General features: G+C 70.5%; 16 protein-coding genes. 5 read left to right on the forward strand and 11 right to left on the reverse strand.

The features are described 5' to 3' along the window. Position 1 precedes the first annotated feature (1 nt). Positions 2 to 3,142 (reverse strand): O-antigen ligase family protein, encoded by a 3,141-nt coding sequence (locus ACYVF7_RS51590; RefSeq protein WP_460354432.1) that lies wholly within the window; start codon positions 3,140 to 3,142, stop codon positions 2 to 4. 172 nt (positions 3,143 to 3,314) lie between these two features. Here ACYVF7_RS51590 and ACYVF7_RS51595 point away from each other — a divergent pair, with 172 nt between their 5' ends. Then, the gene (locus tag ACYVF7_RS51595; RefSeq protein ID WP_460354434.1) at positions 3,315 to 4,376 is read left to right on the forward strand and encodes a hypothetical protein; all 1,062 of its coding nucleotides are present in this window, start codon (positions 3,315 to 3,317) and stop codon (positions 4,374 to 4,376) included. Between the two features lie 237 nt (positions 4,377 to 4,613). Next, complete coding sequence (locus ACYVF7_RS51600) at positions 4,614 to 6,521, forward strand: Wzz/FepE/Etk N-terminal domain-containing protein (RefSeq protein ID WP_460354436.1); 1,908 nt, start codon at positions 4,614 to 4,616, stop codon at positions 6,519 to 6,521. A gap of 215 nt (positions 6,522 to 6,736) precedes the next feature. Here the strand turns inward: ACYVF7_RS51600 and ACYVF7_RS51605 are convergent, their stop codons facing one another. Further along, the gene (locus tag ACYVF7_RS51605; RefSeq protein WP_460354438.1) at positions 6,737 to 7,633 is read right to left on the reverse strand and encodes a glycosyltransferase family 2 protein; all 897 of its coding nucleotides are present in this window, start codon (positions 7,631 to 7,633) and stop codon (positions 6,737 to 6,739) included. Positions 7,634 to 7,695: 62 nt separating this feature from the next. Between ACYVF7_RS51605 and ACYVF7_RS51610 the strand changes: the two genes are divergently transcribed. Further along, positions 7,696 to 8,160 (forward strand): PPOX class F420-dependent oxidoreductase, encoded by a 465-nt coding sequence (locus tag ACYVF7_RS51610; protein ID WP_460354440.1) that lies wholly within the window; start codon positions 7,696 to 7,698, stop codon positions 8,158 to 8,160. Positions 8,161 to 8,301: 141 nt separating this feature from the next. Here the strand turns inward: ACYVF7_RS51610 and cysN are convergent, their stop codons facing one another. From cysN to glmU, 8 genes are all read right to left on the reverse strand, one after another. Then, positions 8,302 to 9,564 carry a sulfate adenylyltransferase subunit CysN gene (gene cysN / locus ACYVF7_RS51615; RefSeq protein WP_460354442.1) on the reverse strand — a complete coding sequence of 421 codons (1,263 nt, stop codon included), beginning with the start codon at positions 9,562 to 9,564 and terminating at the stop codon, positions 8,302 to 8,304. After that, positions 9,564 to 10,493 (reverse strand): sulfate adenylyltransferase subunit CysD, encoded by a 930-nt coding sequence (gene cysD, locus ACYVF7_RS51620; RefSeq protein ID WP_460354445.1) that lies wholly within the window; start codon positions 10,491 to 10,493, stop codon positions 9,564 to 9,566. Before cysD ends, cysN begins: the two co-directional genes overlap by 1 nt. Before the next feature lie 22 nt (positions 10,494 to 10,515). Beyond that, positions 10,516 to 11,286, reverse strand: a complete 771-nt coding sequence (locus tag ACYVF7_RS51625; protein ID WP_460354448.1) for a 3'(2'),5'-bisphosphate nucleotidase CysQ — start codon at positions 11,284 to 11,286, stop codon at positions 10,516 to 10,518. A 17-nt stretch (positions 11,287 to 11,303) separates the two neighbouring features. Then, complete coding sequence (locus ACYVF7_RS51630; protein WP_460354450.1) at positions 11,304 to 12,782, reverse strand: sugar transferase; 1,479 nt, start codon at positions 12,780 to 12,782, stop codon at positions 11,304 to 11,306. 263 nt (positions 12,783 to 13,045) lie between these two features. After that, positions 13,046 to 13,627 carry an aminoacyl-tRNA hydrolase gene (gene pth / locus ACYVF7_RS51635; RefSeq protein WP_460354451.1) on the reverse strand — a complete coding sequence of 194 codons (582 nt, stop codon included), beginning with the start codon at positions 13,625 to 13,627 and terminating at the stop codon, positions 13,046 to 13,048. Between the two features lie 589 nt (positions 13,628 to 14,216). Next, positions 14,217 to 14,852: a 50S ribosomal protein L25/general stress protein Ctc gene (locus ACYVF7_RS51640; RefSeq protein WP_460354453.1), complete on the reverse strand. Its 636-nt coding sequence runs from the start codon at positions 14,850 to 14,852 to the stop codon at positions 14,217 to 14,219. A gap of 239 nt (positions 14,853 to 15,091) precedes the next feature. Next, a complete protein-coding gene (locus ACYVF7_RS51645) occupies positions 15,092 to 16,072 on the reverse strand; it encodes a ribose-phosphate diphosphokinase (protein WP_460354454.1) in 981 nt (326 codons plus the stop codon). Positions 16,073 to 16,085: 13 nt separating this feature from the next. Continuing rightward, positions 16,086 to 17,534 carry a bifunctional UDP-N-acetylglucosamine diphosphorylase/glucosamine-1-phosphate N-acetyltransferase GlmU gene (gene glmU, locus ACYVF7_RS51650; RefSeq protein ID WP_460354457.1) on the reverse strand — a complete coding sequence of 483 codons (1,449 nt, stop codon included), beginning with the start codon at positions 17,532 to 17,534 and terminating at the stop codon, positions 16,086 to 16,088. 657 nt (positions 17,535 to 18,191) lie between these two features. On the opposite strand from glmU, the gene ACYVF7_RS51655 reads away from it, so the two are divergent. Together ACYVF7_RS51655 and ACYVF7_RS51660 are read left to right on the forward strand one after the other, a co-directional pair. Next, positions 18,192 to 19,133: an acyl-CoA desaturase gene (locus ACYVF7_RS51655; RefSeq protein WP_460354460.1), complete on the forward strand. Its 942-nt coding sequence runs from the start codon at positions 18,192 to 18,194 to the stop codon at positions 19,131 to 19,133. Positions 19,134 to 19,248: 115 nt separating this feature from the next. Then, positions 19,249 to 20,004 (forward strand): TetR/AcrR family transcriptional regulator, encoded by a 756-nt coding sequence (locus ACYVF7_RS51660; RefSeq protein ID WP_460354461.1) that lies wholly within the window; start codon positions 19,249 to 19,251, stop codon positions 20,002 to 20,004. Between the two features lie 499 nt (positions 20,005 to 20,503). Here the strand turns inward: ACYVF7_RS51660 and ACYVF7_RS51665 are convergent, their stop codons facing one another. Further along, on the reverse strand, positions 20,504 to 20,884 hold the full coding sequence (locus tag ACYVF7_RS51665; protein WP_460354464.1) for a VOC family protein: 381 nt from the start codon (positions 20,882 to 20,884) through the stop codon (positions 20,504 to 20,506). Positions 20,885 to 20,928: the final 44 nt, after the last annotated feature.

The following is a 20,928-nucleotide window of genomic DNA, read 5'->3' on the forward strand; positions in this document are numbered from 1 at the left end:
GTCAGCCCTCCTCGTTCTCGTCGGCCCGTCCGCCGCGTCCGCGCGACCGCAGGGCCCCGACCATCACCTCGGCGTGCAGCACGTGCCGCAGCCGCCACAGCACGGCCCCGTACCCGCAGCCGGCCAGGACGACGTACGCCGCGAACACGGGCAGGCCGGTCCCGAAGAGCGCCCGCAGCGCGACGCCGAGACCGCCGAACCAGACCAGCGCCCAGAGCCCGACGGGGGCGAGCGTCCTCGTACGGAGCCGCAGGCCCATGAGGTAGCGCACCTGCACGACGGCCAGCCCGTTGTCCACGAGCATCGACAACCCCCACGCGACAGCGGCGCCGACGATCCCGAACGGCGGCACCAGCAGCAGGTGGAGCACCACCATCACGACCACGACGACGGCCTTGTCAAGGAGGTTCCACGAGCTCTTACCGCCCATGAGCAGGACGGTCTGCACGTTGCCCGTCGCCAGCACCAGCGCCATCGCGCAGGCGAGGATCGCCATCGCCGCGGCGCCGCCGCGGAAGTCCTGGCCGAAGAGCGTGAGCACGAACGGACCGAAGACCGCCAGGGCGAGGTAGAGCGGCCAGGAGGCGGCGACGACCCAGCCGGTGGCGACCGCGTTGAGGTCCTCGGCCTGCCGGGTCTCCCCCCGGGCGAGCAGACCGGCGATCTGCGGCGCCACGGCGAGCCGCGTGGCCGCCAGCACAAGGGTCCCCGTGGTGATGAACCGGCCCGCGGTGGCGTAGATGCCGGCGTCGTGGCTGGACACCATCGCGCTGACCAGCGGCACGCCGAGCCAGACGACGACGATCTCGAGCATGGCCGCGACGCCGCGCAGGCCCGAGAAGGTCCAGAACTCCCGTACGGCCGACGGGTCCTCGGGGCCGGGCGGAGCGTCCTCCGCCGGCGCGGCCGGAGGTGCCGCCTCGGCCCGCCGGACCAGCCGCCAGAGGATCATCACCGCCGCCACGAAGGTCAGCCCGATCGGCAGGGACCAGGCGACCATGACCGCGCCCGCGCCGTAGCCGAGGGCGGCGACGGCGATGACCAGCACCGGCCGGCTGAGCGGCGTGATGACGTTCGCCTGGACGGTGAACGCGGTGAGGCTGCCCAGGCCGCGGGTGCCCGACAGCGCGACGTTGCGGGCGGCCGACACGGACAGGACGGGTCCGCAGACCCGCAGCAGGAAGACGGCGTCGTCGTGGTGCGCGGCGTCGACGAGGAGCCCGGCCAGCCAGGGCGCGAGCGCGAACACCGCCAGCCCGGTGACGGCCCCGACGGCCAGGACGGGCACGAGCGCGGCGACGACCACACGGCGCAGGTCGCCGGCCCGGCCGAGGGCGCGCAGCCGCGCGGTGCTGCGCACCAGGCCGGTGTCGGCGCCCAGCTCGGTCACCTCGGTGAGGATCATGAAGAGGGCGACCACCGTGAAGAACACGCCGGTCTGCGCGGGGCCGAGCGCCCGGGCGACGACGACGGTCAGGACGAAGCCGCCGAGGGCCGCCACGCCCGAGCCGACCAGCCCGATGATCCCGCCGCGCGCGAACTCGCGGAAGTGCGAGCGCCGGGCACGTTCGGCGTGCTCGGCCGTCTCGGCCTGCGTGGTCACTCGTCGCTCTCCTCGCCCCGGCTCCGCCTCTCGGCCGCCTCGGCCCGCGTGGTCACTCGTCGCCGGCTCCGCCTCTCGGCCGCCCCGGTCCGCGTGGTCACTCGTCCTCCTCTTCGCCCTGGCTCCAGGTCGGCCCCGGCGTGTACCGGACCCAGCCGGACAGGCCACGGGGCTCGGGCGGCCCGGCGCGGACGCGAGCCGGGCGAGGCCGGTCACGCGCGACGGGACGGGCGTGGGATCCGGGCCGGCCGCCCGCTCCCGGAGCACGAGCGCCGCGGCGACGAAGATGACCACGAGCTGGGAGCCGTCCAGCCCGTAGTAAAAGACCATGAATGAGGCCATGACGGTGACGACGTGCAGCCAGATCAGCGCGCCCGGCGCGGCCCGCGTGCGCAGTGGCAGCGACCACAGCCAGGCGCAGAAGAGGATCAGCGCCACGAAGCCGAACGAGAACATGATGTTCCAGACCTGGCCCTGCGTGCCGACCGAGATGTTGAGGGTTTTGGAGGGTCGCGGCGCGCCGTACCCGATGAACGGCGACTGCAGAGTGCGCTCGAACGCCTCGCGGTAGATCGTCGTCCGCCCGGCGTTCGTGGAGCTGTACTGGGTGCGGCTGCCGACGCTCTGCCCCACCCCGAGGGCCGAGGCCGTCGCCAGGCCGATCCCCAGCAGGACCAGCACCGCCGCCAGCCACTTGACCTGGCCGCGGAAGCCGAACCGGACGGCCGCGTACACGACGCCGACACCGACCGCGAGGAACATGCCGCGGTTCAGGGTGCTGAAGGCGGGCACCAGCGAGGCGATCAGCAGGACCGTGACGGCGTTGCGACGCCACTGGACCGCCGCCGTCCGCATGTAGAGGATCGCGAACGGCACCAGCAGCGCGAAGTGGCTGCCCCAGGTGTTGGTGTACGCGAAGGGGGCGCTCGGCCGGTTGTACGCCTTCGGCGCTCCCCATGGCCGCTGGACCTCGGCGAACTTCGGGTGGACCAGCTGGCTCACGTAGTCGTTGCCCACGATCGACCCGGGCAGCAGGCTCTGCATGGGCGTGCTGATCGAGCCGTTCGGCAGCACGACGCCCAGGTAGCCGCCGGCCACGACCCAGATCCAGAACAGGACCATGAGGCCGACGAGCCGGGTGAGCGGCAGCGTGCGGCGCGCGGAGTTGTAGACGTACAGGAAGAAAAGTGTGGCCGCCGCGTAGTTCATGTACCGGAAGACGAATCCGATCATGCGTCCGGCGGAGTCGAGCTGGGTGGCCGAGAACGTCATCCAGAGGAGGAAGAGCAGCCACAGCCCGAAGCTCGGGGGCACTCGGATGCCGCGCCGCAGCAGGAGGATGCCGAGCATCGGCAGGGCCGCCAGGCTGGCGGCGAAGCCGCCGAGGCCCAGGACCCACCACACCGGGTAGCCGGCGAAGAAGACGACGAGCGGCCAGGTGGGAAGCTCCTGCCCCCATGAGGGCTTTTCGGGTGAGGAGGACGTCTCGGAGCCGGGCCGGGACGCCGGCCGCGTGCTCACGGTGCTGACGGCGACCACGAGAGGATCAGACCCGCCGAGGCGCGCCGACGACGTGCGTGATCGCCGGAACCGCCCCTTCGTACCCGTTCGACACCGACAGCTCCTTAGACTCGCAGGCGGCAGGAGTTTACCGGGGGCAGCCCCGAGCCTTACCTTCTCAGAGACTTAGTGGGGAGATCCGGGGATCAGCATGCCCATCCGCCTTCATCGCGTGCCGTCGGCGTTCCTGGCCGCGCTCTTCGCCTTCTGGCCGACCGCCGTCGGGGCGGCGCCGGGGCCCATCGACGCCCAGGTCGTCGAGGTCGTCACCGACCCGCGCATCACCCAGGCGAGCGGGCTGGCGACGAGCGAGAACGGCCGCGTCCTGTACTCCCACGAGGACTCGGGCCGCACCACGGACGTGTTCGGGCTCGGAGCCAAGGGCAAGGTGCAGTTCACGGTCCGCCTGCCCGCCGGTTCCAACCAGGACTGGGAGGACATGAACGCGGTCCGGCTCCGGAACGGCAAGCGGGCCATCTTCATGGGCGACATCGGGGACGCGCTGCTCAGCCGGCAGAAAGACCACAAGTCCGGCCGGCGTGACTACGAGGTGATCAGGTTCGCCGAGCCGTCGCCGGACACGACCGGCCAGGTCACGGCGACCGGCGTGGAGACCTACCGCCTGCGGTACGCCGACGGCGTTACGGGGCGCAACGCCGAGACGCTGCTGGTCCAGCCGGGCACCGGCCATATCTTCGTGGTGAACAAGACCGAGAACGCCCAGCAGCGCGCCGCGCTGTGGGCCGCGCCGGCGAGCCCGGACCCGCAGGGCGTCAACCTCCTGCGCGCGGTCATCCCGAACCTCCCGATCACCGGGGCGTCCGGCGGTGCCTTCTCCCCCACCGGCGACCGCGTGGTCATCCGCAACGACGACACCGCGTACCTCTGGTGGATCACCGGCGGTGACGTCGCCAAGTCCCTGACCGGGGACCCGATCGAGATCCTGCTGCCGCGGCAGAAGCAGGGCGAGGGCGTGACCTTCACGCCCGACGGCCACTCGTTGCTGGTCAACTCCGAGGGCGCCGGGCAGCCGATCTGGCGTGTGCCGCTGCCCAATTCGGCCGATGCCGCGCACGCCACCGCCCCGGCCGGGCAGGGCGCCGACACCAACGGCGGCGGGCAGAACGTCACGATGATCGCTTTGGTCATCGGCGGGGTGGCGGCGCTCACCGGAATCGGGCTCATCGTCTTCCACGTGCGCCGGCGTTCTTAGGACCCGGCAACTGACACGCCACGGAACTAGGCGATTACACCAAGTACCTATACAAAACCGATTTCGACCTGCGAGACCGCGCCGCGAAATGCCCCAGATCGGCGATCACCGACGTCGATTACCTGAACAATCATTCTGGACACGGAACGAGCCCTTACGAGCAGAGGTTTCCGTGATGTTCGGCAAGGTATCTTATGGCGGTCTCATAGACCTTCGGCGAAGGGGCCACGCAGTCAGATGGACGCCACGGCCACGGGGGGCTCACGCGAGCTCGCTGAGTATCTCGCAATGCTCAAACGCCGCTGGTGGGTCGTTGCCGCGGCCGCCGCGCTCGGCGTCGCACTGGCGGCGATGCTCGTCGTCGTCATGCCCAAGACCTACTCCGCCTTCACGGTCGTCAACGCCACCCCGACCACGCTGGACAGCGGCAGCCAGTCCGGTCGCCAGCAGGACATCAACCTGCAGACCGAGGCGCAGCGCGTGCGGTCGTACTCCGTTGCCGAGCGGGTGGCCAGGAGCCTCGGCTCGAAGGCCACCCCGAGCGAGCTGAGCGCGTCGGTGTCGGTGAACGTCCCGAACAACTCCACGGTCCTGTACATCACGGTGGAGGCGGCGACCGCGGACGGGGCCCGTAGCCGCGCCCACGCGTTCGCGCAGGCCTACCTGGACGACCGGCGGGACAGCGCCACCAACATCCTGATGAGCCAGATGTCCGCGCTGGAACGGCAGATCAACTCCCTTTCCAAGCAGCTTCGGACGATGTCCGACAAGGTGCAGAAGAACCTGGTCGTCGCCCAGATGCAGGCCATGAACAACAAGGCGTCCGACCTGCGGGTGCTCGCCGCCAACGTCAGCCCGGGCCAGATCATCACCGACGCCCGGCTGCCGTCGGCCCCCTCCGACCCCACTCTGGCGAAGTACCTGCCCAGCGGCCTGGTGGGCGGCCTGCTGCTGGGCGTGGTCCTGGCCATCCTGCTGGACCGCACGGACAAGCGGGTCCGTACGGCGCAGGACATCGAGCGGATCCTCGACCTGCCGGTCCTCGTGGACGTCCCGGCCAAGCGCGGCCGGGAGGGGCTGGGGCTGCTGCCGGCGCGCAGCCGGACCGGCCAGAGCTTCCACGAGCTGTCCCACGTCCTCACCGCCACGCTCGGCCACGGCAACCACGTGCTCCTCGTCACCGGGGCGGCCCCGGGCCGCGGCGGCAGCATCGTCGCCGCCAACCTCGCCGCCGCGCTCGCGCGCACCGGCTCCGACGTGCTGCTGATCTGCGCGGACCTGAATTCCTCGGTGGCCGGCGAGCTCCTCGGCCTCCCGGAGGGCCCAGGGCTGTCGGAGGTGCTGCTCGGCTGGGCCGAGGCCCGCGAGGTGATCCGCAAGAACCACGGCGCGCCCACCCTCAGCGCCATCACGGTCGGCGCGAACGGCGAACTGGCCGCCGAGCTCCTGCAGCGGGAGCAGATGACCAAGCTGGTCGGGTCGCTGCGGGACAAGTACCGGTTCACGGTCATCGAGGCCCCGTCCACCGAACTGGGCGCGGACGCCCAGGCGCTCGCGGACCTGGCCGACGCCGCGCTCATGGTGGTCGAGATCCCCCTCGCCCGCTACGCCCAGGTCCGCGACGGCGTGCGCCGCATCGACCGGATGGGCGCCGCGGTGATGGGCGCGGTCGTCCTCCCGGCCCAGGACGACAAGATGCCGACCGCGCCGCCGCGGCCATCGCTGCCGGCGCGGACCGCGCCGCCGTTGCGCGAGCGGCCGTCCGCTCCGCCGGCGGCGCCGAGCAAGTACCAGGCCATCGAGGAGCCGCCGACGGTCATGGACATGGTGGCCGTGTCCGACGAGGACAGCCCCCCGCGGAAGGGCCGGCGTCATCGCCCCGCGCCGCTGCCGCCCGCGTCCACCGAGGACTCCGTACGGACCAACGAGACCCCCCTTCCGCCCAGCCAGGACCGGCCCGTCGCGTCGGACCGATCCGCGGGTCAGGGCCGGTCGTCCGGCCGGTCACGGCCCGCCGGGCACGCGCGGTCCGCGGAGGCCGCCCCGCGCACCGACGGCGCCCGCCCCGCCGACTCGACGCGGCAGGCACCGGCGGACAACAGCGCGGACGAGACCGCGGCGCACCCCAAGGTCACCTGGACCTGATCACCTCTAGGGCCTATCTCGAAGGACAGCGGGACTTCGAGACAGACTCTGGCCCGGCCGGCGCGGGATCGCCCGGCCGGGTGACGCGAGCGTGGGCACCGTACGATGTGCCCCCGGCCGGCCGACGGCCACGACACACCGGAGCCCGGCGACGCGCCCACCCGGCGCGGACAGCGGCGCACGGGCCGTGCGGGTACGGGGACGGCTGCGGTCGGTCAGATGCCGCGGCCGCGGGCGTGCAGGGTCAGCAGGACCCGCTTTCCCGAGACCACGCCGGAGGCGACGGCGAGCGCGAACGGCACCCGGCGTTCCTTCCAGTTGGCGCGTACCGCCCGGCCGGCCCAGCGGACCGCCTCCCTGCGCCGGCCGATCGTGGCGCAGCCGAACGCGATCTGCCCGTACACCCGCCCGGCGGCGGCCGGGGAGCCGCCGATCTCCGGATACCGGTCGAGGAACCACCGCAGGGCCTCGACCTTCGTCTCCCAGGCCTGCGCGTAGTACGAGGTCTGGCCGAACAGCACGCGGACGTACGGACGGTCGACGTTGACGATCGGATGCCGCCGGGCAGCGCGCAAGGCCAGGTCCCAGTCCTCGCCCTGGCCGCCGGGGATCGTCTCGTCGACCATGCCGATGTCGATCAGCGCCTCGCGCCGCGCCACGTACGTCGAGGAGTGCACGCTCATCACCCGGTCGCCGACGAGGTCGTCGAAGCCGACGTGCTCGGCGCCGGCGAGCCGGGGCATCTCCCGGCCGTCGAACTCGACGAGGATGCCGCAGCTGCAGAGCACCGCCTCGGGCTCGGCCTGAAGGGCGGCGACCTGGGCCGCGAGCTTGCCGGGCAGCCACACGTCATCGTCGTCGCAGGAGGCCACGAGGTCGGTGTCGAGCGCGAGGATGCCGGTGTTGCGGCTGCCGGGGAGCCCCGGCGTACGGGTGTTGGCGAGCACCTCGACCCGGTCCCCCGCCAGGCTCTGGTCGGGCGTCGCCCGGTCGTACACGACGACGACGCGCACCGGTCCGTCGTACTCCTGGGCGAGCACCGACTCCACCGCGCGGCGCAGCAACTCGGGACGGTTGTGAGTGGGGATCACCACTCCGACGGAGGGCAGCACCCGGAAAGGGTACAGATTTAGTCTGTCGCGCAGTAACCGTTCCATCCGGAAAGGCGATTTCTGTGGCTCCGAGAATCGCGACCGCCGAGCGTGTCGACCGGGACGCCCTGCTGGAGTTCCTGCGCCCGCGGCATCACGGGCTGCTGGCGACCGTACGGTCGAGCGGCCGTCCCCAGATGTCCCCCGTCGCCTGTGGCGTCGACGGCGAGGGACGAATAGTGATCTCCACCTATCCCGAGCGGGTCAAGGCGCGGAACCTGCGCCGGGACGAGCGGGTGTCGATCTGTGTGCTGTCCGACGACTGGGACGGCCCGTACGTCCAGTTCGACGGGCGTGCCGAGGTGCTGGACATGCCCGAGGCGCTGGAGGGGCTCGTCGAGTACTACCGCTGCATCGCCGGTGAGCACCCCGACTGGGAGGAGTACCGGGAGGCGATGCGGCGACAGGGCAAGTCGCTCATCCGCATCCACATCGAGGAGTGGGGACCGATCGCGACCGGCGGCTTCCCACCCGGCCACCAGGCCTGAGGTGAGCCGATCGGCGGATTCCCGGTCGGCTCACTCACCGGGCCTGAGGTGAGCTCATCGCCGACGGCGGATTCCCGGCTGCTCATCCACCGGGCATGAGCGTACGGGCCCGGCTCCCCGCGGAGCCGGGCCCACCGCGTGCTAGCGGTTCTCCATGATCATGCCGGCGGCGACCGTGGCGTTGGTGGCCTCGTCGATGAGGATGAACCCGCCGGTGGCGCGGTTGCGGGCGTAGTCGTCGGCGAACAATGGCTGGGTGACGCGCAGGCTGATCCGGCCGATCTCGTTCAGCTGCAGCCGCTCGGCGTCCTCGTGGCGGTGCAGCGTGTTGACGTCGAGCCGGTAGTGCAGGTCCTTGACCATCGCCCTGGCCGTACGGGTGGTGTGCTTGATGACCAGCTTGCCGCGCGGCACGAGCGGTCGCTCGTCGGACATCCAGCAGACCATCGCGTCGACGTCCTGGGTGACCTGCGGCCGGTTGTGCGGCCGGCAGATCATGTCGCCCCGGGAGATGTCGATGTCGTCCTCCAGCAGGAGCGTCACCGACATCGGCGGGAACGCCTCCTCCACCGGCCCGGTGGCGGTGTCGATGCGCTTGATCCGCGTGGTCAGCCCGGACGGCAGGTGCATGACCTCGTCGCCCGGCTTGAGCACGCCGCCCGAGACCTGGCCCGCGTAGCCGCGGTAGTCGTGCAGCTCCGGGTCGGTGGACTTGTGCGGGCGGATGACGTACTGCACGGGGAACCGCACGTCGATGAGGTTGCGGTCGGAGGCGATGTGGACGTTCTCCAAGTGGTGCAGCAGCGACGGGCCGTCGTACCACGGCATGTTCGCCGACCGCTCGACGACGTTGTCACCGTGCAGAGCCGAGATCGGGATGAACGTCAGGTCGCCGACGGACAGCTTGGCCGCGAACGACGTGAACTCGTCCTTGATCCGCTCGAACGTCGCCTGGTCGTAGTCGACGAGGTCCATCTTGTTGACCGCCAGCACGAGGTGCGGCACCCGCAGCAGCGTGGCCAGGAACGCGTGCCGGCGCGACTGTTCGAGGATGCCCTTGCGCGCGTCGATCAGGACGATCGCCAGGTCGGCGGTCGAGGCGCCGGTCACCATGTTCCGGGTGTACTGGATGTGGCCCGGGGTGTCGGCGATGATGAACTTCCGCCGAGGAGTCGCGAAGTAGCGGTAGGCGACGTCGATCGTGATGCCCTGCTCGCGCTCGGCGCGCAGGCCGTCGGTCAGCAGGGCGAGGTTGGTGTAGTCCTCGCCCCGGTCCCGGCTGGTCCGCTCGACGGCCTCGAGCTGGTCCTCGAAGATCGACTTGGAGTCGAACAGCAGGCGTCCGATGAGAGTGGACTTGCCGTCGTCGACCGAACCGGCGGTGGCGAACCGCAGGATGTCCATTAGAAGTAGCCCTCCCGCTTGCGATCCTCCATGGCGGCCTCGCTGGTGCGGTCGTCGGCGCGGGTCTGGCCGCGCTCGGTGATCCGCGTGGCCGCGATCTCACCCATGACCTCGTCCAGGGTGACCGCCGTCGACTCGACGGCGCCCGTGCAGCTCATGTCGCCGACCGTGCGGTAGCGGACCATGGCCTCGAAGGCCGGCTCGTCGTCGCCCCGGTTGGAATAGGGGCTGTCGGCCAGCAGCATGCCGTCGCGTTCGAAGACGGTGCGGGTGTGCGCGAAGTAGATCGGCGGGATCTCCAGGCCCTCGACCCGGATGTAGTCCCAGATGTCCAGCTCGGTCCAGTTCGACAGCGGGAACACCCGGACGTGCTCACCCTGGCGGATCCGGGTGTTGTACAGACTCCACAGCTCGGGCCGCTGGTTCTTGGGATCCCATTGACCGAAGTCGTCACGGAAGGAGACGACGCGCTCCTTCGCACGGGCCTTCTCCTCGTCGCGGCGGGCGCCGCCGAAGGCCGCGTCGAAACGGTGCTCTTCGATGGCGTCCAGCAGCGTCGTGGTCTGCAGACGGTTCCGGCTGGCCCGCCGGCCCGTCTCCTCCACGACACGCCCCTTGTCGATGGACTCCTGCACGGAGGCGACCACCAGACGGACGCCGAGCTCGGCGACACGACGGTCCCGGTACTCGAGCACCTCCGGGAAGTTGTGCCCCGTGTCGACGTGCATGACGGGGAAGGGCACCGGCGCCGGCCAGAAGGCCTTCTCGGCGAGACGCAGCATGACGATGCTGTCCTTGCCGCCGGAGAAGAGCAGGACGGGCCGTTCGAACTCGGCCGCGACCTCCCGGATGATGTGGATCGATTCGGATTCCAGGACGTCCAGCTGAGACGTCCGGTAGTCACGGGCGTCAGCGGTAGTGCGCTGCATGTGGGGCCGCTCCCGAGTTCGCTTACAAGACCGCCCGGATGCCGGCGAGCAGCGTCGACGCCAGGTCCGGGTGACAGACCAGGATATCCGGGAGGAGAGTGTCCTCATTGTTATACGTCAGCGATGATCCGTCGATACGGGAGGCGTGCGCGCTCGCGGCGTGGGCGACCGCGACCGGCGCCGCGGAGTCCCATTCGTACTGCCCGCCGGCGTGTACGTAGGCGTCGACGTCGCCGAGGATCATCGCGGCGACCTTCGCACCGGCCGATCCGATGGTGACCAATTCCACTTCCGCGTCGAGTGCCTCGATCAGCTCGTCGAGGAACGCCGGCGGGCGGCTGCGGCTGGCGGTGAGCCGGATATGTGACGGATCGCTCAGCGGGCGCGACGGCGGCGGCTCCGCGGTGGAGAGGGTCCGTCCCTGGGCGGGCAGTGCCACGGCGCCGGCCGTGAGCCGCCCGGTCCCGTCCGCGCCCCGCTCCCAGAGGGCGACGTGGACGGCCCAGTCGGCCCGCCCCTCCTCGCCGTACTCACGGGTCCCGTCGAGCGGATCGACGATCCAGACGCGGTCGGCGTCGAGGCGGACGAGGTCGTCCTTGCCCTCTTCGCTGAGGATCGCGTCACCGGGGCGCTGCCGGGCGAGCGCCTCCGTCAGGTAGATGTGCGACTCCCGGTCACCGGTGTCGCGGAGGTTCTTGATGTCGGCGAAGCCGGACTCGGCGCGCAGGCGAAGCAGGAGCGCTCCCGCCTCGGTGGCCAGGTCCCGTGCGAGGGCGTGGTCGTCGTGGGTCACGTACTTCTCTCTACACGTCAGTAGGCCCCCGAGCCGTGCAACACGGCGGCCCAGGTCTTCCACAGGATCTGCAGATCGAGTGTCAAGGACCAATTCTCCACGTAACGCAGATCGAGGCGTACGGATTCCTCCCACGTCAGATCCGACCGGCCGCTCACCTGCCACAGACCTGTCAGACCCGGCCGTACGACGAGGCGGCGGCGTACGTCGTCGCCGTACTGGGCGACTTCCTCGGGGAGCGGCGGACGGGGGCCGACCAGCGACATGTCGCCCCAGATCACGTTGAACAGCTGCGGCAGCTCGTCGAGGGAGTAGCGGCGCAGCCAGGCCCCGATCCGGGTGATCCGCGGATCATTCTTGATCTTGAACAGGACCCCGTCGTGGTCGTTGAGCTTCAGCAGCTCGGCCTTGCGCCGCTCGGCGTCGACGACCATCGTGCGGAACTTAAGCACCGTGAACTCGCGGCCGTCCCGGCCGACCCTGGTCTGGCGGAAGAACGCCGGGCCGTGGCTCTCCAGCCGGATGGCGATCGCGATCGCGGCCAGCAGTGGCCACAGGACGATCAACGCCCCGCAGGCGACGGTGCGGTCGAACGCGCTCTTGGCGAGCCGGCGGACGCCGGTCAGCTCGGGGTGTTCGACATGCAGGAGCGGCAGCCCGGCGACCGGGCGGATGGAGGTACGCGGGCCGGCGACCTCCATGAGCGCGGGCGCGACGACGAGGTCGACGTCGTCCTTCTCCAGCTGCCAGGCGAGGCGGCGCAGGACCACGCCGTCCAGTTCCGGACAGGCCAGGACGGCGACGGTGTCCGCCTGCGCGGTCTCGACGACGCCGGCGATCCCGGCGAAGTCTCCGGCGACCCGGACGCCCTCGATCTCGTGGACGGCGTCGTCGCCGGAGGTGAGCATCGGGGGGAGACAGGCGGCGACGATCTCCATGCCGTGGTGGGTCTCGCGGCGCAGCTGCTTGACCAGGTCGGCCACTGCCGCCCGGTGGCCGGCGGCCACGACGCGGCGCATGCACTCGCCGGCCTTCCGCCGGTGGTGCAGCCGCTTGCGCAGCTGGTACCGCCCGGCCAGTCCGAGCATCGTCGAGAGCGGCAGCGCCACGATGACGTATCCGCGGGCGACGTCGATCTTGGTGGCGTACGCGCCGATCGCGACCGTCGCGGTCAGCGAGAATCCGGCCTGGATGATCCGGCGGAACTCCTCGGAGCCGACGCCGAACAGCCGCTGCTCGTACGCGCGTCCCACGCCGAGCACGCCCGTCCACAGGAAGGGCAGGACGAGACTCAGCCCGATGTACGGCGTACTCCAGGGGTCACCGAACGTGGGATAGCGGAATCGGGCGACGAACGCGATCAGGCCGGCGAACAGGGCAGCGAAGAAGTCGACGCAGAACGCCTGCCGTGCGTACCCGAACGCCCATGAGTCGGCCTGCGAACGACTGTTGTGGGCAGGCTGGGCCTCCGGCCACGCCTTTCCGACGACCGCCATCTCACCCCTCACCCGAATACCCCAGGACTCTGCTGGATCAGGACGCGTCGTGGACACCAAAGGTTCACACGTTTCGCCGTTTAACGCCCTCCGCGTCCTATCAGTGACGGTGAGTACCGAATTGCGGCCTTTCAGCCATCGGACGACTGAACGGCGCTGTATTCCGGATGCCCACCCTTGGCACGATAGAGACCCAGAGTGCACAGAGTGATGGAAACCACGCTTTGCGCGGCAGTCGACTACGCAGCGGTGCGAAAGACGTTCTATGCGGTGTGATAGACGTTCTGCGCGCGTTCGAGACCGTCGGTGAACAGCGCTTCCGCGGCGTCGGCGGCGCGTTCGGCGTTCAGGTCGAGTTCCTTGCGCTCGGTCGCGGAGAAGTCACGCAACACGAAAGCCGCGGCGTCCATGCGCCCCGGCGGGCGGCCGATGCCGAACCTCACCCGGAGATAGTCGGGGCCCCCGAGCGCCTTGGTGATCGAGCGCAGTCCGTTATGGCCATTGTCGCCACCACCGCGCTTCAGGCGCAGCGTGCCGTACGGAATGTCGAGTTCGTCGTGGACGACGACGACGCGCTCGAGCGGCACCTTGTAGAAGTCGCGCAGCGCCTTGACCGGGCCCCCGGACTCGTTCATGTACGACCGGGGCTTCGCGAGCACCACCCGGACGCCCACGAGGCGGCCCTCGACGACCTCGGCGCGCGCCTTGTGCGCCTTGAATCGCCCGCCCATCCGCGCCGCCAGCAGGTCGAGGACCATGAAGCCGACGTTGTGCCGGTTACCGGCGTACTGCGGTCCGGGGTTGCCGAGCCCGACGACGAGCCAGGGCTCGTTCCCACCGCTCATGGTCGCGCTCCCCTACTCACTCGCTTCGCGGGCGACTCGTTCCTCGCCGCCCACTCCGCTCGCTCGGCGGCTCGCCACCCGCTCATGGTCGCGCTCCCCTACTCACTCGCTTCGCGGGCGGCTCGTTCCTCGCCGCCCACTCCGCTCGCTCGGCGGCTCGCCACCCGCTCATGGTCGCGCTCCCCTACTCACTCGCTTCGCGGGCGGCTCGTTCCTCGCCGCCCACTCCGCTCGCTCGGCGGCTCGCCGCTCCGGTCCGCCATCACCGGCATACGTCAAAGCCCGCGCGCAACGGGCCGCCGGGCCTGTCCGACGCCCATTCCACACGGGCTCTGGGCGCCCCGGGAAGGGGCGCTCGCACACTCGTGAACGACGGCGCGGCGCAGGCCGCCGGGAACGGCCGCGAAGCCGTCCCATCGGCCCAGGCGGTGGCGCGGGCGCGCCCTACCGTGGGCGGACGCCCTCCGCCCGGACACGCCCGGTGCCTGGACGGACCTCCGGCACCCGAACACGTCGGGCGCCTGGAGAGACATCCGGCACCTGAGCGTGCTGGGCGCCTGGACGGGCGTCCGGCGCCTGGAGGGCGCTGTTACTCCTCGCCGCCCTGCTCGGCGGGCTCGGCCGGGGCGGCCTCGGCCACGGGGGCCTCGACCTCGCCGGTGGTCGCCGCCTCGATCTGCTCGGCCGTCGGCGCCGCCACCACGTGCAGCACCAGGGCCTCCTCGTCGGCGCCCAGGGTCGAGCCGGCCGGCAGCTTGAGGTCCTTGGCGAGGATCTGAGTGCCGATCTCCAGGCCCTCGACGTCGACCTCGACCGCACCGGGGAGGTGGGTCGCCTCGGCCTCGAGGGCGATCTGCACGAGCTGCTGGTCGAGCATGCCGCCCGGCGCGATCTCGCCGGTCACCTGCACCGGCACCTCAACGGTGACCTTCTCGCCGCGCTTCACGACGAGCAGGTCGACGTGCTCGAGGAAGCCCTTGAGCGGGTCGCGCTGGACGTCCTTCGGGAGCGCGAGCTCGACGCCGTCCCCGAGGCCCTCCACGCGCAGCAGCACGTTGGGGGTCTTGAGGGCGAGCATCAGCTCGTGGCCGGGCAGCGTGATGTGCTTCGGGTCGGTGCCGTGGCCGTACAGAACGGCGGGCACCTTGCCGGCCCTGCGAGCGCGCCGGGCGGGGCCCTTACCGAATTCGGTGCGGGGCTCGGCGGCAATGCGTACCTCGGACACGGCGAAAACTCCTCGCTGAAATGAAGCTTGTCAGTACAAAGTCGGCGCGCGTGGCGTCGAAGATCGTCGGTGCTCCTCACGGCCGGGCTCAAGGCGGGCGAGCCCTTCAACGCAGCGTCGGACGCACACGGTCTCCCAAGTTTAGCCGATCGGCGTTCCGGTTCGTGCCGAGGGTCGGATTCTCAGCCGTGCCCGCCGAAGAGGCCGGTCACCGAGCCGTCGCCGAACACCTCGGATCCTCAGCTGTGCCCGCCGAAGAGGCTGGTCACCGAGCCGTCGCTGAACACCTCGCTGATCGCCCGGGCCAGCAGCGGCGCGATCGACAGCACGGTCAGCTTGTCGAACCGCTTGTTGTCCGGGATCGGCAGGGTGTTGGTGAGAACGACCTCGGAGATCCGGGAGTTCTTGAGCCGGTCGACGGCGGGCCCGGACAGCACGCCGTGCGTGGCGGCCACCACGACGCGCTCGGCGCCCTCCTCGAACAGCGCGTCGGCCGCCTTCACGATCGTGCCGCCCGTGTCGATCATGTCGTCGACGACGACACAGGTGCGGCCGGCGACCTCACCGACGACGTCGAAGACCTTCACCTCGTTCGCGACCTCCGGGTCGCGCCGCTTGTGAATGATCGCCATCGGGCAGCCGCCTAGCTCGTCGCTCCAGCGCTCCGCGACGCGCACCCGCCCGGCGTCCGGGGCGACCACCGTCACCTGCGTGGCGTCGAGCTTGGACTTGATGTAGCTCGTGAGGATCGGCAGGGCGAACAGGTGGTCCACCGGGCCGTCGAAGAAGCCCTGGATCTGCGCGGTGTGCAGGTCGACGGCCATGAGCCGGTCCGCGCCGGCGGTCTTGAACAGGTCCGCCATCAGGCGCGCGGAGATCGGCTCGCGGCCGCGGTGCTTCTTGTCCTGCCGCGCGTAGCCGAAGAACGGCGCGACGACCGTGATCCGTTTGGCCGACGCCCGTTTGAGCGCGTCGACCATGATCAGCTGCTCCATGATCCACTGATTGATCGGGGCTGTGTGGCTCTGCAGCACGAACGCGTCGGAACCGCGCACCGACTCGTTGAACCGCACGAACGTCTCACCGTTGGCGAAGTCGTACGCCGACGTGGGCGTCGGCTCCACGCCGAGGGCCTCTGCCACCTCTTCGGCCAGTTCGGGGTATGCCCGGCCGGAGAAGAGCATCAGCTTCTTCTCGCCCGTCGCCTTCATCCCTGTCACCCGTACCGTCCCCTTACTCGCTGTCCTGGCCGTCCTGCTCGCCGGCGCGGCGCGCCGCTTCGGCCGAAGGGGTGCCGGCGCGCTTGCGCTCGACCCACCCCTCGACGTTGCGCTGGCGCGCCCGGGCGATCGCCATCGCACCCGGCGGCACGTCGTTCGTGATCACCGAACCGGCAGCGGTGTACGCGCCGTCGCCGATCGTCACCGGAGCGACGATCATGTTGTCGCTGCCGACCTTGACGTGGTCGCCGACGACGCTGCGGCTCTTGGTGACGCCGTCGTAGTTCACGAAGACGCAGGCGGCGCCGATGTTGGAGCCCTCGCCGATCTCCGCGTCGCCGACGTAGGTCAGGTGCGGGACCTTGCTGCCCTCGCCGACCACGGCGTTCTTGGTCTCGACGTACGTGCCGATCTTGACCTTGCGGGCCAGCCTGGTGCCCGGCCGCAGGTAGGCGAAGGGACCGACGCTCACCTCCGGGCCGATCTCGGCGGAGACGCACACGGCGTTGACCACCACGGCGTCCTCCCCGATCGAGGTGTCGGTGATCGTGGTGTTCGGGCCGATCCGCGCGCCCGCCGCCACGTGGGTGGCGCCGCGCAGCTGGGTGCCCGGCTCGATGAGCACGTCGGGCTCGAGCGTCGCCTGGACGTCGATCCACGTGGACATCGGGTCGACGATCGTCACGCCGGCGCGCATGTGCGCCTCGAGGATCCGGTCGTTCAGCTGGCGTCGCGCCTGGGCGAGCTGGACCCGGTCGTTGACGCCCTGGGTCTCGACCCAGTCGGCCGCCTTGTACGCGCCGGCCCGGTGGCCGTCCCCGCGGAGGATCCCGACGACGTCGGTGAGGTACTCCTCGCCGCTGGCGTTGTCGGTGGTGACCCGGCCCAGCGCGTCCGCCAGGAGCTTTCCGTCGAAGGCATACATGCCGACGTTGATCTCGTTGATGGCCCGCTGGTCGGGGCCCGCGTCCTTGTGCTCCACGATCGCGGTGACCTCGCCGCCGGGCCCCCGGACGATCCGGCCGTACCCCGTCGGGTCGGGGATGTCGGTGCTCAGCACCGTGACGGCGTTGCCCTCGGTCTCATGGGCCCGTACGAGCTCGGCCAGGGTCTCCCCGCGCAGCAGCGGGTGGTCGCCGTTGGTGACGACGACCGTGCCGGTCAGCGCGCCGACCGCCTCGAGGACGACCCGCACCGCGTGGCCGGTGCCGTTCTGCTGTTCCTGGGTCACGGCGACCGCGTCGGGGGCGATCTCCGCGAGGTGCTCGACGACCTTGTCCCGGCCGTGCCCGACGACGACCACGACCCGCTCGGGCCGCAGATCGCGGGCCGCGGCGAGGACGTGCCCGACCAGGCTGCGTCCGCCCAGTTCGTGCAGGACCTTCGGGGTCGTGCGGGACTTCATCCGGGTGCCCTCGCCCGCGGCGAGGACGATGACGGCTGCGGGGCGGCTCATGCTCACGCGCCCACCTCACCGGACGGCTCGGTGGTGCTGATGTGACATGGCATCGCCCGGTGGCTCGCTCCGCTCACTGGAGGAGGCTCCTCGGCGTCGCTGACAGGTTTCGAGTCGGGCCACGGACGCCTGGGGAGACCTCCGGTGAGGTGGCGGCCTGCGAACAGGCGGGGTCGCAGGGCCGTTACCCGGCCGACACCCGAAGGATACCGCCCGCGTCGGCGGCCCGCGCGCCCCGGTCCGGGCGGCGGGCGGGCGAACCCCAGGTCAGCGCGATGGCACGAGCCGGGGAGTGTGCTCCGGCGTCTGGACTCGAACCAGAAATAAAGGGACCAAAACCCTCCGTGATGCCGATTTCACCACGCCGGATCGCCGTGGCGGCATTCCTGCCGCCGCGCATGCCTAACGATAGCGGTTGCCCCGTCGGACGGCGCATCGGTTTCGATCACGAAGAGTCGCCGCGCTCGCACCCGGACCATCCCGGCGGATTCCCCACGTGAAAGATGTCCCCATGAGGAGCTAAACGGTGACTTGCCGACCGGCAACCCACGTGTGACTCGCGCGACATGTTTGCGGGAATACTGTCGGGTATCTACCTAACTTACGCCGCCGTAGGTTACGGTTGCGTAGCCGTAAGTTCCCCGATGGGCAGGAGGAAGCCGCATGACCGTAGCCCCGTCCGCGCCACCTCGATCGCAGGTCCGACCCGACCTCGAAGCGAAGCCCAAAGGCGTTTTCGAACGCGTCCTGCTGGCCGTCTTCATCGTCGTTCCGCTCCTCGCCGTCGTGGCGGCCGTGCCGTTCGCCTGGGGCTGGGGTCTCGGCTGGAGCGATGTGGCGATCACCGCCGTCATGTACACGATCTCCGGCATGGGGGTCACGGTCGGTTACCACCGCCTCTTCACCCACAAGTCGTTCAAGGCCAAGCGCGGCCTGCGCATCGTGCTGGCCCTCGCCGGCAGCCTCTCGATCGAGATGAGCGTGATCGACTGGGTGGCCACGCACCGCCGTCACCACAAGTACTCCGACAAGGAGGGCGACCCGCACTCGCCGTGGCGCTTCGGCGGCGACTGGAAGGCGCTCAGCAAGGGCCTGGTCTGGGCGCACATGGGCTGGCTGTTCGACGCCGGCCGCACCTCCCCGGCGAAGTTCTGCCCCGACCTGGTGGCCGACAAGGACATCCGCCGCATCAGCAAGGCGTTCCCCGGCTTCGTCGCCGCCACCATGCTGATCCCGGCGCTGCTCGGCGGGCTCATCACCATGTCCTGGTGGGGCGCGCTGACCGCCTTCTTCTGGGGCTCGCTGGTCCGCGTCGCCCTGCTGCACCACGTCACCTGGTCCATCAACTCGATCTGCCACGTGATGGGCGACGAGGCGTTCGACTCACGGGACAAGGCCCGTAACGTCTGGTGGCTGGCGATCCCGTCCTTCGGCGAGTCCTGGCACAACCTGCACCACGCGGACCCGACCTGCGCCCGGCACGGCGTGCTCAAAGGCCAGATCGACATCAGCGCCCGGACCATCTGGATCTTCGAAAAGTTCGGCTGGGTATCCGACGTTCGTTGGCCGAACGCCGAACGGCTCGCCGCAAAGCGGATATCGTAAGCGAAACTAATCAGTCTCACACGGCGCCGCCTGCGGTCGGGAGTCCAGGGCCGCCAGGGAAGAGCAGGCAGTGAGCGTAGCCAACGATTCGGCCGCTACCGCAACAATTGAGGACGTGAGCGAACCCCCACGGTCGCGCCGGAAGCGTATGACCGGAAAAGAACGACGGGAGCAACTGCTCGACATCGGCCGGACACTCTTCGCCGAACGCGGATTCGACGGCACCTCCATAGAGGAGATCGCCAGCGTGGCGGGAGTGTCCAAGCCGGTGGTCTACGAGCACTTCGGCGGCAAGGAGGGGCTCTACGCAGTCGTCGTCGACCGCGAGATGGAGCGCCTGCTCGACCTGATCACCAAGGCGCTGGTCGGCGGGCACCCCCGACAGAAGATCGAACGCGCCGCGCTCGCCCTCCTCGAGTACATCGAGGACAGCAGCAAGGGCTTCCGCATCCTCGTCCGCGACTCGCACGCCGCCTCGGCCACGGGGACGTTCGCCAGCCTGCTCAGCGACATCGCCAACCAGGTCGAGCACATCCTCGGGGACGAGTTCAAGGAGAAGGGCTTCGACCCGAAGGCGGCCCCGCTGTACGCCCAGGCCCTCATCGGGATGGTCGCCATGACCGGCACCTACTGGCTGGACGTGCGCAAGCCCAAGCGCGAGGAGGTCGCCGCCCACCTGGTGAACCTCGCGTGGAACGGGCTGTCCGGCCTCGAGCCGAAGCCGTACCTGACGACGGACCACAAGGCCCGCCAGAAGGACCTGAAGGCCCGGGCCAAGGAAGCGGCCAAGGAGGCCAAGGAGGCGGCCAAGGAGGCGAAGGAACACGCCCGGGCCGCCCGCCGGAACGGCGTGGAGCCCGGGACACTCTGACCGGGCGCCGCCCTCTCACTTCATGTAGTCGTTCTGTCACACCCGATCCCTATGGTCGTACCCGACCAAGCGACGATGACGGGCTCGCGCCCGTGCCGCGGATCCGTGCCCTCACCGGGCGGTGATCCGCCGTCGGCGGATCCAGGAGGTGGGCAGTGCGATATCGATCCGGTGGTTCCGATCGAGGCCGCGCCGGGCGAGGGCGCGCCGGCGGCGAGACCGGGCGCGCGGCGGCGGTCCGGCGAGCACGCGCCGCGGCCGACGCACAGGGCGACATCGGCGCGATGCGGCTCACCGAGAGCCTGGCGGGCGCCGTGCTGGCGCTCGACACCCAGCCGGCTTCGAAGACGCGGTGCGCAAGGCGGACCACGTGGAGGAGCTGCGGCGGATCCTCGGCATCCTGCTCGACGTCCTCGCCGACTGGGAGATGCTCGCCGACCGCGAGGCGCGCGGCCCGTGACACCGGCGCGGCGCCCAGAGGACCAGGCCCCCGGTTCGGTCAGACCGCCTCTTCGGGCTCGAGGAATTCCAGGCGGTTGCCGACGGGATCCTCGACGTAGAAGCGCCGGTATCCGGGCAGCAGGCCGTCGCGGACGACGCTGTGGCCCGCGGCTCGGAGCCGGGCGGCCAGGGCCTCCAGGTCGCGGACGAGGATCCCGGGATGGGCCTTTCGCGCGGGCCGGAAGCCGGCCTCGGCCCCGATGTGGATCTCGATGCCCGGCGCCCGGAACCACGCTCCTCCCCGCGCGGCCAGTTCCACCGGTTTGGGCACCTCGGTCAGCCCGAGCGTTCCGGCGTAGAACTCCCGCATCCGCCCTTCCGTGCCCGAAGGCGCCGCGAGCTGCACGTGGTGAACTCCGATCAGGAGGCTCAACGTCATCTCCCTCCCACCCGTGGCCCCTGGGGCGTGTCCGGCGGATCTCT

The sequence above is a fragment of the Actinoallomurus acanthiterrae genome, from assembly GCF_054775715.1.